14 protein-coding genes and 1 tRNA gene are annotated in these 17,626 nt (G+C 52.6%); 9 read left to right on the plus strand and 6 right to left on the minus strand.

The window, feature by feature from the left end:
• Window positions 1-38: 38 nt before the first annotated feature.
• The gene (gene pdxR / locus GTPT_RS05290) at window positions 39-1,553 is read right to left on the minus strand and encodes a MocR-like pyridoxine biosynthesis transcription factor PdxR (protein WP_081671428.1); all 1,515 of its coding nucleotides are present in this window, start codon (window positions 1,551-1,553) and stop codon (window positions 39-41) included.
• A gap of 114 nt (window positions 1,554-1,667) precedes the next feature.
• On the opposite strand from pdxR, the gene gabT reads away from it, so the two are divergent.
• The 3 genes from gabT to GTPT_RS05310 all read left to right on the plus strand — a co-directional run bounded on the left by gabT (window position 1,668) and on the right by GTPT_RS05310 (window position 5,383).
• On the plus strand, window positions 1,668-2,924 hold the full coding sequence (gabT, locus tag GTPT_RS05295) for a 4-aminobutyrate--2-oxoglutarate transaminase (protein WP_025901142.1): 1,257 nt from the start codon (window positions 1,668-1,670) through the stop codon (window positions 2,922-2,924).
• 131 nt (window positions 2,925-3,055) lie between these two features.
• The gene (gabP, locus tag GTPT_RS05300; protein WP_025901143.1) at window positions 3,056-4,459 is read left to right on the plus strand and encodes a GABA permease; all 1,404 of its coding nucleotides are present in this window, start codon (window positions 3,056-3,058) and stop codon (window positions 4,457-4,459) included.
• Window positions 4,460-4,621: 162 nt separating this feature from the next.
• Window positions 4,622-5,383 (plus strand): dimethylarginine dimethylaminohydrolase family protein, encoded by a 762-nt coding sequence (locus tag GTPT_RS05310; protein WP_025901145.1) that lies wholly within the window; start codon window positions 4,622-4,624, stop codon window positions 5,381-5,383.
• 64 nt (window positions 5,384-5,447) lie between these two features.
• Here the strand turns inward: GTPT_RS05310 and GTPT_RS05315 are convergent, their stop codons facing one another.
• Complete coding sequence (locus GTPT_RS05315; protein WP_029989788.1) at window positions 5,448-6,614, minus strand: amidohydrolase; 1,167 nt, start codon at window positions 6,612-6,614, stop codon at window positions 5,448-5,450.
• Window positions 6,611-7,174 carry a GNAT family N-acetyltransferase gene (locus GTPT_RS05320; protein ID WP_051170709.1) on the minus strand — a complete coding sequence of 188 codons (564 nt, stop codon included), beginning with the start codon at window positions 7,172-7,174 and terminating at the stop codon, window positions 6,611-6,613. The genes GTPT_RS05315 and GTPT_RS05320 overlap by 4 nt, the downstream gene beginning before the upstream one ends.
• 659 nt (window positions 7,175-7,833) lie before the next feature.
• Here GTPT_RS05320 and GTPT_RS05325 point away from each other — a divergent pair.
• Together GTPT_RS05325 and GTPT_RS18030 are read left to right on the plus strand one after the other, a co-directional pair.
• Window positions 7,834-9,135, plus strand: coding sequence for an LLM class flavin-dependent oxidoreductase (locus tag GTPT_RS05325; RefSeq protein ID WP_029989791.1), 1,302 nt, complete (start codon window positions 7,834-7,836; stop codon window positions 9,133-9,135).
• A gap of 398 nt (window positions 9,136-9,533) precedes the next feature.
• Complete coding sequence (locus GTPT_RS18030) at window positions 9,534-9,917, plus strand: RcnB family protein (RefSeq protein WP_371190655.1); 384 nt, start codon at window positions 9,534-9,536, stop codon at window positions 9,915-9,917.
• Window positions 9,918-9,976: 59 nt separating this feature from the next.
• Here the strand turns inward: GTPT_RS18030 and opgB are convergent, their stop codons facing one another.
• Entirely contained in the window at window positions 9,977-12,280 is a 2,304-nt protein-coding gene (gene opgB, locus GTPT_RS05335; protein ID WP_029989793.1) for a phosphatidylglycerol--membrane-oligosaccharide glycerophosphotransferase, read from the minus strand.
• A gap of 639 nt (window positions 12,281-12,919) precedes the next feature.
• Here opgB and GTPT_RS05340 point away from each other — a divergent pair.
• Genes GTPT_RS05340 through GTPT_RS05350 form a run of 3 tightly spaced genes read left to right on the plus strand, consistent with a single transcriptional unit; the run spans window position 12,920 to window position 16,387 of the window.
• Window positions 12,920-14,290, plus strand: coding sequence for an MFS transporter (locus tag GTPT_RS05340; RefSeq protein ID WP_081671429.1), 1,371 nt, complete (start codon window positions 12,920-12,922; stop codon window positions 14,288-14,290).
• A gap of 47 nt (window positions 14,291-14,337) precedes the next feature.
• The gene (locus GTPT_RS05345; RefSeq protein WP_025901152.1) at window positions 14,338-15,402 is read left to right on the plus strand and encodes a LacI family DNA-binding transcriptional regulator; all 1,065 of its coding nucleotides are present in this window, start codon (window positions 14,338-14,340) and stop codon (window positions 15,400-15,402) included.
• Complete coding sequence (locus GTPT_RS05350; RefSeq protein ID WP_029989797.1) at window positions 15,383-16,387, plus strand: nucleoside hydrolase; 1,005 nt, start codon at window positions 15,383-15,385, stop codon at window positions 16,385-16,387. Before GTPT_RS05345 ends, GTPT_RS05350 begins: the two co-directional genes overlap by 20 nt.
• A 45-nt stretch (window positions 16,388-16,432) precedes the next feature.
• On the opposite strand, the gene GTPT_RS05355 is transcribed toward GTPT_RS05350, so the two are convergent.
• Window positions 16,433-16,891: a YbaK/EbsC family protein gene (locus GTPT_RS05355; protein WP_025901154.1), complete on the minus strand. Its 459-nt coding sequence runs from the start codon at window positions 16,889-16,891 to the stop codon at window positions 16,433-16,435.
• A gap of 187 nt (window positions 16,892-17,078) precedes the next feature.
• Here GTPT_RS05355 and GTPT_RS05360 point away from each other — a divergent pair, with 187 nt between their 5' ends.
• Window positions 17,079-17,357 (plus strand): DUF1435 domain-containing protein, encoded by a 279-nt coding sequence (locus GTPT_RS05360; protein ID WP_025901155.1) that lies wholly within the window; start codon window positions 17,079-17,081, stop codon window positions 17,355-17,357.
• A 116-nt stretch (window positions 17,358-17,473) separates the two neighbouring features.
• Here the strand turns inward: GTPT_RS05360 and GTPT_RS05365 are convergent.
• Window positions 17,474-17,560 (minus strand) — tRNA-Leu (locus GTPT_RS05365).
• Window positions 17,561-17,626 lie beyond the last annotated feature (66 nt).

Here is a 17,626-nt window from a genome sequence, read left to right on the forward strand (position 1 = left end):
TCTGAACAATACCCTGTCTTTTCAGACAGGGTATTTTTTTAGCTATCGCTCTGTGACGCAGGGCGCACACGACAAAGTCCGGCATTGATCAGACATTGTCTCAGCAGATTAAAAGCCGTGAAGATCTGCTGCTCGTTAACACAGGCATATCCCAGTAATAACCCGCGTTTTTTCTGACGTTGCATATAATATTGCGACAATGGCCGCACGCTGACACCTTTACTCAGCGCTTCGCGGGCAATGGCAACATCATCACTTTTATCCGGTAACCTCAGTACCAGATGCAACCCTGCATCATGGTTATAGGGGGGCATAAAGGCTTCGCCAAGATACCGCTGGATAAGCCCCAGCAGAAACCGCCGCCGCTGACTGTAGAGCAGACGCATACGGCGGATATGTGCTGCATAATGGCCCTGGCTGATAAATTCCGATACTGCCCGCTGGATAATTAAATGGCCACCGCGATATAACTCTGCTGCTGCCGTGCGCAGGGGCTGTTGCAGACTTTTTGGGACCACCAGATAACCGATACGCAGTGCAGGATAGAGCGTTTTGCTGAAGGTTCCCATATAAAGTACCGGAGCATCGTCTTCCAGGCCTTGCAGCGAAGGGTACGGGCTTCCCGAAAAACGGAATTCACTGTCGTAATCGTCTTCGATTATCCAGAAACGATGGCGGCGTGCCATTGCCAGCAGGTGTTTCCGGCGACTCAGGCTCAGGTGAACCCCCAGAGGGTACTGGTGGGAAGGGGTCACAAACACCATTTTCGGGGCCGGATGGCGGGCGGTGATCTCGGGGATCATCCCTTCTTCATCGACCGGAACCGGATGCACATCCAGTCCGTTGATCCGCAACAGGTTACGGGTTCCCCAGTAACCCGGTTCCTCTATCCAGACCGGATCATTCTGATCACTCAGTACCCTCGATACCAGATCAACGGCCTGATGGATCCCTTCTGTAATGATTATCTGATCGGCATCGGCACGAATGGAACGGACAACCCGCAGATAATCCGCCAGCGCCTGCCGCAGGTGCGGGCATCCGCCGCCGTTACTGTAGATAAGCTGATCGATTTCCGGCTGCTGATGCAGTTTCGCCTGAATTTTACTCAGTATTTTATGGGGGAATGCCGTCACATCCGGAGCCCCGGGCACAAAAGCACCCCACTGAAACGGGGAGGCGGTGGCATAGCCGAGCAGTGCGGCACCGCGTGACGAAAGGCTGGGGGGCAATGTCTGCGCGGAGTGGGGGAGCTCTGCGGATTTTTCACTGTTCAGGCAGAATTCCGGCAGGGTGGCGGCCACCCGTGTCCCGCTTCCTGTGCGTGAGGTGACATAACCTTCCGCCAGTAAGCTGTCATAGGCAGTCATCACGGTATTACGTGAAACACCCAGTTGTTTTGCTAAATCCCGGGTGGAAGGCAAACGTGTTTCCGGCGGAAAGACACCCTCGATGATGGCCTGCTGTAGGACCCGTAAGACACGCTGATGCAGTCTGCCGTGCTGCTCAAACTGTAAACGTTCCAGAAGGTGGTCGGTGTAGAGTGTCCGCAATTGGCTCCCTCATTTTGATGATGAATGGCTCTGGAAACTACCTCAAATGGCAGGATAAATAAACGGAGTTTATTAATAAAAGTCCATCAGCCAGATTAACGAGGCAGAAACACCATGAGCGATTCTAAAAATACATTAAATCAACGCAAGCAAAATGCGCTGCCACGTGGCAATGCTGTCATGTGTGACTGGTATGCCAGCAAAGCCGAAAATGCCACACTCTGGGATACCGAGGGACGTGAGGTTATTGATTTTGCTGGCGGTATCGCTGTACTGAATACCGGGCATCGCCATCCGAAAGTCGTGGCGGCGGTAAAAGAACAGCTCGATAAATTCACGCACACGGCTTTCCAAATTGTGCCTTACGAAAGTTATATCTCTCTGGCTGAACGTATTAACCAGCGTGTTCCGGTGGAAGGCCCGGCAAAAACGGCATTCTTCTCTACCGGTGCAGAAGCGGTAGAAAACGCAGTGAAGATTGCCCGCAGCTATACCGGCCGTCATGGCGTTATCACCTTCGGCGGCGCGTTCCATGGTCGTACCATGATGACAATGGCGATGACCGGAAAAGTGGCACCTTACAAACAGGATTTCGGTCCGATGGTTCCTTCCGTGTTCCACGGGCGTTTCCCGGATGAGAAAGAGATCACTGTTGAGCAGGCCCTGAACAGTCTGGACGATATCTTCCATTATGATATTGCGCCTCATAACGTGGCGGCTATCGTACTGGAGCCGGTACAGGGGGAGGGCGGCTTCCGTGTGGCGCCGAACGCCTTTATGACCGCGCTACGCGAACTGGCAGATAAACATGGCATCCTGCTGATTGCCGATGAAGTACAAACCGGGTTTGCCCGTACCGGTACGCTGTTTGCGATGGAAAACTTCGATGTTAAACCTGACATTATCACGATGGCGAAAAGCCTGGCCGGTGGCTTCCCGCTGTCAGCCGTTGCGGGCCGTGCAGAAGTCATGGATGCCCCGAACCCGGGCGGACTGGGCGGTACCTATGCCGGTAACCCGCTGTCGATTGCAGCAGCACATGCGGTGCTGGATGCCATTGATGAAGAACAACTGTGTCAGCGTTCACAACAACTGGGCGGTGAACTGGTCAGTTGCCTGCAGGAGCTGCAGGCGCGTTGTCCGGCAATCAATGAAGTTCGTGGTCTGGGCTCGATGGTCGCCGTTGAATTCCATCAGGCAGAGGTTGCACGTAAGGTGCAGGCGGCCGCCATGGAAGCCGGTTTACTTCTGCTGACCTGCGGACAAAAAGGTAATGTCATCCGCTTCCTGTACCCTCTGACCATCCCGACCGACCAGTTCCGTCAGGGACTGGCCATTCTGACTCAGGCATTGCAGGAAAACGCGGCCTGATCACGAGAATTTCTCATGGGCTGTCCCGGAGACCGTTCCTCTCCGGGCAGTCTGGTAAAACACTTCCCGATCAACCGCAGGTGACTGGTCCGCCAGGCACTTAGCAAAAAAAATTATACTGAGGGAAAGCTATGAGCGTCACTTCTTCTGCTTCTGATTCATTATCTCCGGGTCTGAAATCCCGTCACATCCGAATGCTCTCGATTGCCGGTGTTATCGGCGCGGGATTATTCGTCGGTTCCGGCCATGCGATTGCTGAAGCCGGGCCTGCTGTGCTGATCGCCTATATCATCGCCGGTGGGCTGGTGGTACTGATTATGCGTATGCTGGCGGAAATGGCCGTCAGCACCCCCGATTCCGGTTCGTTCTCCACTTATGCACAAAAAGCCCTGGGCCGCTGGGCCGGGTTTACTATTGGCTGGTTATACTGGTGGTTCTGGGTGCTGGTGATCCCGCTGGAAGCCAATGCGGCGGCTACCATACTGAATTCGTGGTTCCCGCAGGTCGCTATCTGGCAGTTTACTCTGGTGATCACATTGTTACTGACGGCAAGTAACCTGTTCAGTGTTAAACATTACGGTGAATTTGAATTCTGGCTGGCACTGGTCAAAGTTGTCGCCATTGTGGCTTTCCTGGTACTGGGATGTGTGGCTATTTTTGGTCTGATGCCGGGCAGCCAGGTCAGCGGTATGTCGCACTTATACGATACCGACGGTTTTATGCCTCACGGTTTTGGCGCGGTTCTGGCTGCTATCCTGACCACCATGTTCTCGTTTATGGGTACTGAGATTGTCACGATTGCTGCGGCAGAGTCTAAAAACCCGGGCCGTGAAATTTCACGTGCGACTAACTCCGTTATCTGGCGTATCTCGCTGTTCTACCTGTTATCGATTCTGTTTATTGTCTCTCTGGTGCCGTGGAATACCCCGGCGCTGGCCAAAAACGGGTCTTATCAGACGGTGCTGGAACTGATGAATATTCCGCATGCCCGGCTGATTGTCGATATCGTGGTTCTGACCGCGGTGTGTAGCTGCCTGAACTCGGCCCTTTATACCTCGTCACGTATGCTCTATTCACTGGCAACCCGTAAAGATGCTCCTGCGGCGGCAGCTAAAACCAACAAAGGCGGAACCCCGTGGGTGGCTGTATTGTCTTCCACCGCGGCAGCGTTCCTGGCGGTGTTTGCTAACTACTTTGCGCCGGCAGAAGTCTTTGACTTCCTGCTGGCCAGCTCAGGCGCGATTGCCTTGCTGGTGTACCTGGTCATTTCCTGTTCGCATCTGGTCATGCGTAAACGTATGGAAGCACGCGGGGAAGCACTGGATTACAGAATGTGGCTGTTCCCTGGCCTGACCTACGCGGTGATTGTGGTGATCGTGGGTATCCTCTGCTCCATGCTGTTTATGCCTGCCCACCGTAGCGAGATTATTGCGACCGGTATTCTGGCATTATTAGTGGTACTGGCAGGACTGGTTATTCACCGCCGTCAGCGCAATAACCGCAGTCATTCATCGTTACAGGAAAACGGTATCTGATAGCCTTTGCCTGATATGAAGAGCTGATAATAATAAAACCGCAGACAGAGTGACTGCGGTTTTTTTTGATCTGTACCGGGCTGGCCGACCGCGAATCTGTCCTTTGCGCAGTAACCGTGTTCCGGGGAAATATTTATTCTGAGGTTATCGTAAGAGGTGGTCATGAAATTTACACAGGTCATCACCCGGTTACCTGCACTGAATTGTGCAGAAGGGCAAACAACGGCGAATAGCGGCCGGCCGGATAGCGGGAAAACCCGCCAGCAATTTTTTCGGTATATCGAAATTATGCTGGAACTGGGGATCCGGGTCACTATTTTGCCGGCTGAGTCTGATTTTCCGGATGCACATTTTGTGGAAGACCCGGCGGTTATTCTCCCGGAGCTGGCCATTATCACGCATTCCGGCGTACTTAGCCGTCAGGGCGAAGGCGCATTACTGGCCTCTGAACTGGAGAAGTATCGCTCGCTGTATGTGATGAGTGATAAAGGGCAGCTTGATGGCGGAGATGTATTACTGGCAGATCGACACTTTTTTATCGGGCTGACCCGACGCACCAATAGGGCCGGAATTGATGAGTTTACCTCGGTGGTGACGCCATTAGGCTATCGGGTGACACCGGTTCCGGTGGACTCCGGGCTGCATCTGAAAAGTGTAGTGAATTACATTGGTCAGAATACGTTGCTGATGACGTCTGCTTATGAAGCCCTGCCCGTGTTTGCCGGGTTCCGCAGGCTGGTGATCCCTGATGATGAAGCCTATGCCGGGAATACCTTACTGATTAACGGAACACTATTGATGCCAGCGGGATATCCGGTCACGCAGGAAATCCTTCGTCAGACCGGTATGCCCGTGGTGACCATCGACACCAGTGAATTTAAACGGATGGATGGCAGCTTATCCTGTCTTTCGTTACGTTTCTGAACCCCGTAGGGTATCCCGTTTTTATGCTGCCGGGCGGCTTTCAGGAAGATAGCTGACCAGTGACTCAGTGATGTCCATCTGGCGGTCTCTGTTCTGACTGCAACGCATTTTCTGCCAGCCGGGCCAGATAGCGGGAGACCGGTAACAGGACATCATCATTGATGCGGAAAGCCGGATGGTGCAAGGCATATGGCTGGCCTGTTCCCACCATCACAAAGGCGCCGGGAAGTTGCTGCTGGTAAAATGCAAAATCTTCACCGATAGGGCTGGCTTCAACGACTCTGGCGTCAAACCCGCTGTCGGTCGCCTGCTGAAGTGCAAAGCGGGCCCAGTCAGCATCATTGATGACCGGTGGCGGACCCGGCTGCCAGTCCAGACTGATTTTTGCTTCAAACCCTGTGGCTATACCGTTCAGCAGGTGCCGTAAGCGGGTCTCAATCAACTGACGTGTTGCGGGCGAAAAAGTCCGAACCGTACCTTCCAGCCAGGCACTGTCCGGGATCACATTCCAGGTGGTACCGCTGTGTATCTGTGTCACAGAGACCACGGCATTATCGGCGGAAGGTGCATTCCGGCTGATCAGCGTCTGCAATGCGGTGATCAGCTGACCGGCGATCACGATGGGATCATTACCTTCATGGGGACGGGCTGCATGACTGCCGGTACCGGTGACAGTGATCCTGAACTTATCTACCGCTGCTGTCAGTGCTCCCGCTTTCGTACCAATAACTCCGGCTGGCAGGGTCGGGTCATTATGTAACCCGAAGATCGCAAATGCTTTTTTTAACGCACCGGTATTAATGATCTCCGGTGCGCCCTGACCGGTTTCTTCTGCCGCCTGAAAAAGGATCCTGACCCGGCCCGTTAGTGTGCTTTCCTGTTTTTTCAGCAGAATGGCTGCACCCAGCGCCGCGGTGCAATGGAAGTCATGCCCGCAGGCATGCATGACACCCGGATTTTGTGAACGATATTCGACGCCGGACTGCTCTTCGATGGGCAGCGCATCAATATCCGAACGTAGTACCACCAGTGGCCCCTGCGGATCTCCGATTTCGGCGACCAGCCCTGTCTTCAATGGCAGATCTAAAATCCTGATCTGGTGAGATCCCAGCCGGGCACGAAGCCGGGCTGTTGTTTCGAATTCCTGATTCGATAATTCAGGAAACCGGTGCAGTTCATGGCGAAAGGCGATCAGGCTTTCAGCAAAGCGGCTTTCATTGAATTCAGTCATTGTGTTTCTTTTATCCTGTCATCGGTGACGGGTGGAATAGCGTGTTGTGCCAACCAGTATTTGTGCGCGGACTCATCAAGGATTTTTTTCATATACAGGGTGATATGGCCTTTTCCCAAATCGGCGGTATGCATAGGGATAAACCCGCGTTTCTGATACATATTTTTCAGCCAGGGATGGCTGACTGCTGTACCCAGTGAAACGGCCGGAGCCCGTAATTGCCCGGTCAGTATTTCCTGTTCTACCCGTTCCATGACCTGACGGCCGTAATGCCTGCCCGGATAATCGGGGTGTGCAGCAAACCAGCCAAGGTGTGGCAGGCCTAACGGGCCAGGCTGAGGACCCCAGGGATAGCGAAGAGTGACCGATGAAACCAGTGTCGCTCCGTCGTAAAGGGCGTATACCCCGTGATGTTGTATGTGCCGCCGGGTTTTTTCCCTGGTGGTACTGGCGGCATCAAAATAAATACCCGGCACTTTCGTCGCAGCATAAGCCGACAGGATCAGCGCCTGATAATCCTCCGTTTCATCTTCCCTGACCTGACGAAAATCAAGAGACATAAAATTTTCCTTACCGGTAAACGATTAAAAAAAGAATAACGTCAGTTGCCAGTGTGGGATAACTTATCAGTAAATGAATACAGAGAGATAGTTAATGTCTGTATAAGCTAATGCGTAGTTGATATTTACTCTTTGTGTTTTTTATTGCGAATATAAGCCTCCATCGTAATATGGCGGTTGTTATTTCCGGCTCTGTATTTAACAGAAAAGATAGGATGTATTGAGCAGCGATAATTTCTTTTTTCGGATAAATGGCGCTTCGCCATGATTATTGTGGGCAGCGGCCCCTCTGACGCCTGAGAGGACGAAGGAAGCAGGAAATACCTGCACCGGGACACTCCGGCAGGTTATTTTTTTCCGGACGGAGAGATACGCGGAACAGACTCAGGGGGAAGCCTTACGGATACGTCCGCGATGATATCTCCTCCGGGAATATATCAGGGACACCTTTCACCGAACCGCACTTAAATTACGAACAGAGGTCAGTCAGGGCATATATTCCCTGAAAACTTTCAGCCATGACACGATTAAAGCGACCAGTGAAAAAGTAAATTTATATCTGGTTTTTATCTTTTATGGGGAGTAAATCGGCGGGCAGAGACTCTCAACCGGAAAAAAGACCGTGATTATTTCAGCAACAGAATATTCAGGAAGATTCTATGGAAAATTCAGAGACTCAGCGCCGCCTTCGTTTGGGCCTTTTTGTACAGCCTCTAGGACATCATGTCAGTGGCTGGCGTTTAACCGATAATGCAGGGGCACCTACCGACATCGACTGGCTGATCACCCTGGCAAAAAAAGCTGAAGCCGGAACTTTTGATTTGTTTTTTGTGGGTGATGCACTGGCGACCAGCATGTACCGCTTACCTTCAACAATGGCGCGGCTGGAGCCACTGACACTGTTATCGGCTCTGGCAGTACAGACCCGAAGTATTGGTCTGGCTGCCACGGCATCCACCACATTCAGTGATCCTTTTACTCTGGCCCGCAGTTTATCCTCACTTGACCATATCAGCCGCGGCCGGGCAGCCTGGAATGTCGTCACGTCATTTTCAAATGATGTGGCACGTAATTTCAGCCGTGAAGATATGCCGGACCATGCCCAACGTTATGGGCGGGCCCGCGAGTTCCTGGATGTCGCCAGTAAATTATGGAATGGCTGGGAGGAAGGGGCAGTTCAGCCAGACGCAGAGACTGGCCGCTATTTTGTCGATGAAAAAATAAAAGCTGTGAATCATCGCGGTGAGCATTTTCAGGTTCAGGGCCCGCTGAATATCACCCGTTCCCCTCAGGGACGTCCGGTGATCATCACGGCAGGCTCCTCTGTGGATGGCCAGAAACTGGCTGCCGAAACAGCAGAAGTTATTTTTACGGCATCGGCCACGCTGGAAGAAGGACAGGCATTTTACCGTGTTCAGAAACAGCAAATCAGGGAAGCAGGGCGTGACCCCTCCCATGTGGTGATTATGCCGGGAGTGATGCCTGTTGTCGGACGTACACGTGAGGAAGCCCATGCACTATGGAAACAACTGAATACCCTGGTTGACCTTGAGAACGGGATCAGTCAGTTATCGCTGCGGTTCGGGGTCGATTTATCAGGTTACCCGCTGGATGGGCCGGTGCCCGACGTTCCGTTAGGAGAGGGGAACCAGAGCCGTGTCAGGCTGATGCTGGATATGGCGAAGCGGGATAACCTGACCCTGGGCGAGTTGGCAGCGATTGCTGCCGGATCGCGCGGGCATCGGGTGATCATCGGTACAGCAGAAGATATCGCCGATGATTTTGAATTATGGCTGAACCAGGGGGCTGCGGATGGCTTCAACATCATGCCTGCGATTATGCCGGAACAGTTGGATCTGTTTATCGAACGAGTGATCCCGGAGCTGCGTCGTCGTGGCTTGTTCCGTCAGGATTATGCCCACAGTACATTACGTGAAAATCTGGGGCTCCCGGCCGTGTAACCTGCTATCTAAACCAGAAACCGATAGCGTGCGTGTGAGGCTGATCGTGTTATTATCCGGTAATATGCACCCTTAGTGCCTGCCGGTCAGGCGGTATCCTTACGGAAACCACAGGGAGCGTTAGCAGAATGATCCTGACGCGGTGACTGGCCGGCGTCACCGGCAGGGGGAAGTCTTCAGCAAATTTTTACTGATGTTCTGCAAAACCTTGTCACAGATGAGTACAGGAAAAAGCACCGTAATGCTGTTCTACTTAGCGCCGGATAAGCTATAAACCATAGTGATAACCTGTAGCCTTTATTACTGCCCGTCGTGGGAAAGTTTGTTAGGGAGTTTTTATGCGTAAGCCGTTTGTTTTAGCCTCATCTGTCATGCTGATGTCAGTGAGTTTACTGGGTGTGAGTCAGGTCAACGCGGAAGATGCCCCTGTAACACCGGTCACTTCTGCGCCTGCGGCTACGGCCACTCAGGCACCGGCAGCCTCTCAGTCACCGGCAGAAGCGCCTGCAGCATCTGCTCCCGCGACTGCGCCTTCAGATACGTCAAAAGATCCGCTGGATCGTGACACTGTTTTTGGTGATTTCCATCACTATGCTATCGGCGATGTTGTTCCGCCGTTGTATCGTTCCGCGACTTACAATATTGCCAAATGGCAGTTGAGAAAATTACCGGCACCGGTCGCCGGAAGTCACTGGACCTATATGGGCGGTGATTACGTCCTGATCACGGATGCGGAAGGGAAAATATTGCGTATTATTTCCGGCGATATTATCTACCGTTAATCTGCCATGTTACGGAGGGGGCGCAATGCCCCCTCGCTTTTACTGAACGCTCCTGCCTGTCAGGGCTGGCTGTCATCAGTGACTATCTGTAATGACTGCAAGCCTATCCCCAGCTTACGCGGATCCTGCCCGATAATATTATCCAGCATACTTTCAACGGGTTCCGGCGGAGTCAGGGTAATCACACGGCTCCCGGCCGGGGGGGTGAAGTGCAGTTGATACCCGGTTAATTCTGCTGTCGGGATAAAGGTCTGTTGCTGACCACCGACCGTCACCCGCACAGGCTTGCCGATATTCGGGCCAAAACCTTTGGCAGTGATCCGCAGCGTGAAGGCCGCCGGCAGAGGCGCTTTATAGGTCAGCGTTACGGCTGGTGCAAGATTCGCATTGGACCAGCGGCCCCAGCCCTCATTGCGGGACAGACCGCTAAAGGATTCGACCGATTCCGGCGCACCGGGCAGGTTGAACAGATAGACTGCCGAAGGGTACCGGATAGTGTTGTCCGGCATTTTCAGCAGGGATAGGGCTTGCTGATAGTGGTCTGCCGAAGAAAGGGTGGGCGGGAAGATGACTTTGCCCTGGTAGAGACCGGCCCCGAGTTCGGTGACTTCCGGCGTGCCCCCTAACTGACCGTGGGTATAACAAAGCGCATCAGTCAATGCCAGCGACGGCGCCCACAGACGGCCGGCTTTATAACATTTATCGACCCAGACGAATTTATCCCCGGCGGCAAACCGGCTGAGCCGCGCAGAAAGAGTTTCGGCATAGACGCCTTCAGGAATAGGTTCGACTTTATCAGCATCGACTTTAATCAGCACCGGCAACCGGAAGGTGGAGCCGGAAAAACTCAGGGTATTTTTCTGCGGATCGACAGTGAAGTGATCTATTTTTCGGGGAAAGTTCCAGAGCTGAATAATGTCCGGTTTCCACTGCAGAACTTTCTGCGACAGGTTATCAAACACCTGTGACAGAGAGGTACCGGAAAGGGTACTGCGTCCCAGACCAATAAAATTATCGCCGCCAAGGATATCCAGGACGGTTGCACCGTTATCCATGGTGTTACGTTTGCTGTTCAGGGTAACGGTTTCGGGCTTATCCCCGCGAATAATAAAAAAGGTATCGTGGCGCGGATAGCGGGTCAGATAACGGTATGCCGTATTGTTCATCGCCAGATGATCCGAGCCGACAACAATTACCGTATTTTTAAAGCCAGGTGACTGCGTTATCCGCTCAATCAGTCGCGCGATATGTTCCTGAGAACAGGCCACGGCACTGAAAGAAAGATTATTTTTTCCCTCGTACGGATAGCTTTTTCGCTGGCAAGAGGCAGAGATAAAGCCATCCGGGTGATGGGTGTCTACGGTCAGCGCAAACAGAGCGAAGCGTTGGTTTTGTGCCGACAGTTGCTGGTACTTATCGAAAACTTTATCCAGAACTGTATCGTCATAAAATCCCCAGTTATTCCTGTACCCGGGGTTTGCTACCTGGGTTTTCAGTTCTTCTGACCCTTCCATATGTTGCGGCTCAAACCCGTGGGAACGCAGGAAGATATCTTTTCCTCCAAAGCGTAAATCGGCCCCCTGAATAAACCAGTTCTGGTATCCGGAGTTTTTCAGAATATCGCCAAGGCAGATATTTTGCGGATAAAAACTGGAAAGAGAAGACGAAGCATTCCCCTCAAACGGAGCAAACAGGGGGATCCCGCATTGCGAAGCCACCATACCGGCGATGGTATAGTCGGTACCGGGTAATTGTTCAGTTGACGTAAAATCGATACCTGACTGCATCTGCTGCATCAGTTCCGGAGCGAGGTTCGGGAAGGCTTGCTGATTAAAGTAGGTTCTTTCCAGGCTTTCCGCATAAATATAAACCAGATTCAGGTGAGGTTTTTTAATCTTGCTATCGGGGACTTTATAATAGTCATCAAAATCAGACCCTTCCTGAAATGAATGCGAGGCGACGAGCGATTTTATTTGCTGGTAAGCCGGGCTGGTATTAATAGAAAGACCGGCCAGCAGACAGGCAAAAATACTCCAGCCAGCATGGTGCTTATTTTTATTCCGCAGAATACGGGTCAGTACCAGAAAGAGGAGTGCTGTCACGAGGATTAATGCGGATGCCGGTAATAGATAGCGGGCGGTACCGGCCCCGGTCAGGTTATTTGTGACGGTATAAAGAACGGCTTCGGTAATTCCGTTACCGGTAAAGTAATTACTGGCAAATAACGTCGCATTCAGTAGAAGAAAGCTCATTAACAACAGAGTAATAATAACAAACCAGAGCCGGTGACGACCGGCTTTACGGGCATAGATCACGACCGAGGCCGCAAAGAATCCTGTTGAAATAAGCTCTGATACCAAAATGCTCTCCTGCAAAGAGTAGGTTACCGCCCTGACCTGAAGACCGGACACCGGCGTATACCGGACGGATGTTGCAGATTTTTATGCCTGGCAATGTGCTGTTTCGCCGGGGATAAGAACCCTGTTTTTTGTTTATTCGAAAATTTTTTGAACCAGATCGCGAAGTTGAGATAAAAATATCTTTTTCGTTCGGTACTATCGCGGAAGGGTGTCATATTACTGACACATCTTTACGCTAATTTTCTCTGCCGTGCAGGGAAGCTATTGCATTCATTGCACACTAAAAATGTGATTTTAATCTCAATAACTGAACGATTAATTCATTTAAACAGCAAGACTTCTGTTGATTATAAAACACAATGGATTTTCTGTGCGTTTTTTCTTGATTTATCTACGCGCGTAGATAAAATCCTTGCCGAAAAACGCCCACAAAAAAATCGCTGTAATCCGGCCATTCAGTTGCTCTTGTAACATTTAAATGATTAGTCATCTAAGACTGGCAAAAATGACAAGCGAATATTCCGACACCAGGGAATTTCTTCTGATCTCCGTATGCCGGAGAAATATTGCTAACTGTGGGCGTTTTTCACTCAGTGCCACAGTAAGTCCCTTTCTGACCCAAACGACAGGGAGTACTCCGTGATGGCACATCCCCCCGGACATCCAACCTCTCATCCTTCGCTGACCCTGACAGAAGAGAGTGAAGCACGCCGTGATTTCAGGCGGGCGACGTTTTCCTGTTGGCTTGGCACCGCGATGGAATATGCTGACTTCGCACTCTACGGTTTAGCCGCCGGAATTATCTTCGGCGATGTTTTTTTCCCCGAAGTCACACCCGCCATGGCGTTACTGTCCAGTTTCGCGACCTGGTCGGTGGGCTTTATTGCCAGGCCCATCGGGGCACTTTTCTTCGGCTGGCTGGGGGATCGTCACGGACGTAAGTCAGTGATGGTGATCACCATCCTGCTGATGGGATTGTCCACCATGCTGATAGGTCTTATCCCGGATTACCGGACTATCGGCCTCTGGGCCCCGGCCTGCCTGGTGGTATTGCGTTTCACTCAGGGGTTCGGTGCCGGGGCTGAGTTATCCGGCGGGACGGTGATGCTGGGAGAATATGCCCCGCCTGCGCGGCGTGGACTGGTCGCATCCGTCATCGCCCTGGGTTCCAACAGCGGTACCCTGATAGCTTCTGTCGTCTGGTTGCTGGTGGTTCAGTTGGATCATCAAAGTCTGATCAGTTGGGGGTGGCGGATCCCGTTTCTGTGCAGTTTTCTGATTGCACTCGGGGCTCTGTGGATGCGCCGTTCGGTACGTGAAACCCCGGTCTTTGAGCAACGTAAAAAAAAGCTGATGGCAGAGCGTCAGCAAACCCTGCAAACGGCATCACTGAGCAGGAAGAAACCCTGTGGCCCCGGTAAAGCTTTCTGGGTCATGATCGGGCTGAGAATTGGCGAAAATGGCCCTTCTTATCTGGCTCAGGGGTTTATGGTCGGTTATGTCGCCAAAGTATTAATGATGGATAAATCAGTACCGACCACCGCTGTTTTCATTGCCTCTGTGCTGGGCTTTTTAGTGATCCCGCTGGCAGGCTGGCTTTCCGACCGTTATGGCCGCCGGAAACTCTATCGTATTTTTTGCCTGCTATTAATGATTTATGCCTGGCCAGCCTTCATGTTACTGGACAGTCATCAGCCGTGGATTGTCATTTCAACGATTGTTGTCGGGATGGCACTGGCTTCTCTGGGGATTTTCGGGGTACAGGCGGCATGGGGCGTAGAGTTGTTTGGTGTCACCCACCGGTACAGCAAAATGGCCGTCGCCAAAGAACTGGGATCGATTGTTTCCGGCGGCACAGCGCCGCTGGTGGCTGCGGCACTGCTGTCATACTTCGGGCACTGGTGGGCCATTGCCGTCTATTTTACGCTGATGGCAGGTATCGGTTTTGTGACGACGTTTATTGCACCTGAAACCCGGGGCCGGGACCTGAATTTGCCGGATGACGCGATTTAGGGGACTCACCCGGGACGTGTCTCCGGCCGGAGAAAACAGGAGAGTATGTGGTTAAACGGTTAACTCAGCGAAGAGTGACACGGGAAGACGTTGCCAGTCTGGCCGGTACGTCGGTTGCCGTGGTCAGTTATGTGATTAATAACGGGCCACGTCCGGTGGCAGAAGCGACCCGGGAGCGGGTACTGCAAGCCATTCGGCAGACAGGTTATCAACCGAATAGCATTGCCCGTGCTCTGGCTTCCGGAACCAGTCGCACGTTCGGGGTAGTGGTACCGGACATTTCTAATTCGTTTATTGCTTCTCTGGCCCATGAACTTTTACAGGAGTCGATGCGTTATGGTCATGTCATGCTACTGGGGGATTCCGGAGATGATTGTCAGCGGGAACGGGAGATCATTCAGGGATTACTGAACCGCCAGGTGGACGGGCTCATCTATATCAGTGCCGACCGCCACCCGCATACTGATATGATACGACGTAATGGTACACCGGTGGTGATGCTTGACGGTGTGGAGCCGGAACCCGGGGTTTCAGTTTTACGCATGAATGAACGGCAGGCCGCCAGAGAGGCGACGGCACATTTGTTGAGTCATGGTTATCGTGAGGTCGGGATCATCACCGGGCCTGCCCGGATGCTGAATAGCCGCGACCGCTTACAGGGCTGGATTGATGCCATGGGTAATGCCGGATTAGCCATCAATCCGCAATGGGTGGTGCCTGCCGATTATACGCGCCACGGGGGATATCAGGCCGCCTTGCAGCTGCTGGCCGGCCCGGGATACCCGCGGGCGCTGTTTATCTGTAATGAACAAATGGCCACAGGTAGCCTGAGGGCCTTTCACCAGCAAGGGATACGGGTACCGGACGACCTGGCGATAGTGGGTTTTAACGGGACAGATCAGGGCGCTTATCTCCTGCCTTCACTGACCTCAGTTCGTCAGCCCATTGCTGACATTGCGGCGACGGCTATCCGACTGCTCCATACGTGGCAGGCAGATGCCGGATTGCATGAAATCCGGCATTATCTTGACGTCGGTGAGTCCTGCGGGTGCCCCGCCGGTTCCCCTTTAACTGAGTCAGGCCGGGGGAAATATGAAACGGATAATTATTGATTGTGACCCCGGAAACGGGATTGCCGGGGCGAACACCGATGACGGTTTAGCTCTCGCGCTGGCGCTGGCATCAGCGGATCTGACGGTGGAAATGGTCACCACCGTCAGCGGAAATACCCCGGCAATGACCGGAGCCCGGGTGGTGACGGATTTGGTCCGGCGTTGCGGCTTAACAGTACCTGTCTATTGTGGTGCTGAGCGGGCGCTCTGTGAGCCGGAAGAAGAGTGGCGTCGCCAACTGGATACCCGGGTCGATGCACTTTCTCTCGGTTATTTGTGGGATTCTGTCCGCCAGCCGGCTCTGTTTTCAGACTATCCACGTCATGCTGCAGAGCGGATGGCCGAATGTATCTGTGCCTCACCGGGAGAGGTGACCCTGCTGGCGCTGGGTCCGCTGACCAATATTGCCCATGCGTTGCAACGTTTTCCGCAGATGGCGGAAGCCGTCGCAGAAATTATTATCATGGGCGGTGTCTTTCACCTGGATGATTATATTAAAGATACTAATTTTGGACTGGACCCGGAAGCCGCGTCTCTGGTACTGAATAGCGGGGCAAAAATTACGCTGGTGCCGATGGATGTGACAGTTAATACGTTGCTGACGCAGGAAGATTTACTGCGGATCACTGCCGGTCATTCCCCGCTGGCCCGGTTTGTTCGTGACACCCTGACACCCTGGATAACCTATTCAATGCTTACCCGGCATCTGAAAGGGAGCTGGATCCATGATGTGCTGGTGGTGGCCTGGCTGCTGGACCCGCAGGTGGCAACTGCAGAGAATTTTCGTGCCGGTATTGAGATACGCCCCGGCCTGACGCGCGGAAAAAGCTGGCGTTACCGGCAGCCATTGCGGGTAGGGGTAGGCATTGATCCTGATGAGGGGGCCGACGTCCGTATTCTGACGTCGGTCAATAACGCATTATTACTCAGCCTGCTGGAGCGAGTGCTCAGTCCTCCAGCGGTGGCAGAAGGGCCATCCGGATGACTGGTGCCGGGAACCGATAGCAGCGGCCATCGGATCGTCCGGGCGTTACTGGCTGACATCCACCCAGCGGGCTTCCGTCAGTTCTGCCATACGCTGTGGCGTGATACGCACGCAGCTATGGGTGCTGCCGGCGGCAGGAAGCACTTCGCTGAACGCCTGTAGCGAAACATCACAATAGACCGTTAACGGATTCTCCAGCCCGAAAGGGCAGACGCCGCCGACCGGATGCCCGGTCGCATTGATAACTTCATCCACACTGAGCATCCTGGCTTTGGCTCCCAGGGTGGTTCTCAGCTTTTTGTTATCCAGCCGTGCATTTCCGCTCATCACCACCAGAATAATCTCCTGCTTCACTTTCAGTGACAGGGTTTTGGCAATTTGTCCCGGTTCGACCTGATGGACCCGGGCTGCCATATCGACAGTCGCGGTACTTTCTGCGGCTTCTATGACTTCAATATCCGGGGCATGCTCAGCAAAGAACTGCTGTACCGACTGCAGACTCATTTTATTCTCCAGGAATTTTTCAGATTTAAAAATTGCCATAAGCGGAGGAGGCTGTAAACGCTTCAGCGGGAAATTACACCGACTTCAGTGAAAAAACTTTTTTGTGCTGCGGAAGCATAAAAGAAGTTGAAAATGATAACTCTTATCATATGATAGTGAAAATCATTCTCGTTAAGAGGGTTCATTGATGGAAATGGCGATGGTAGCTTCAGGATCCTTGTGGATATTCAGTTGGATAATGGGCAAAAAGATAGACAGTGGCTGGGGCGTTTTGCTGCCTTGTGCGGCAATGCCGGTCTTTGCACTCTGGCATCCGGGATTTGAGCAGTGGCGGATCATTATGCTGATGGCACTGATACTGACGCTGGTCATGCTATTGCATCCCCGTTTACGTCATTACCTGTTACTTCCTTCCTGCCTGGTCGTTTCAGGCGGTGTGGCAGCGATGGTGGTGAATTTCTCTTAACGCGTATCAGATACGCAATACGGATAACCCCGGAATAACGGGAACAGCTGGCAGGTAACACAAAGAAAATAAAACAGAAAGGGGGATAACAGAAAAACTCAGAAGTGAAGACAACGTGGTGCGAAGAGAGGGACTTGAACCCTCACGTCCGTTAAGACACTAACACCTGAAGCTAGCGCGTCTACCAATTCCGCCACCTTCGCATCGTGTTGTCTGTTCATCTATTGTCCTGGTGCGAAGAGAGGGACTTGAACCCTCACGTCCGTTAA

The organism is Tatumella ptyseos ATCC 33301, from assembly GCF_000735525.1.
Lineage (GTDB): Bacteria > Pseudomonadota > Gammaproteobacteria > Enterobacterales > Enterobacteriaceae > Tatumella > Tatumella ptyseos.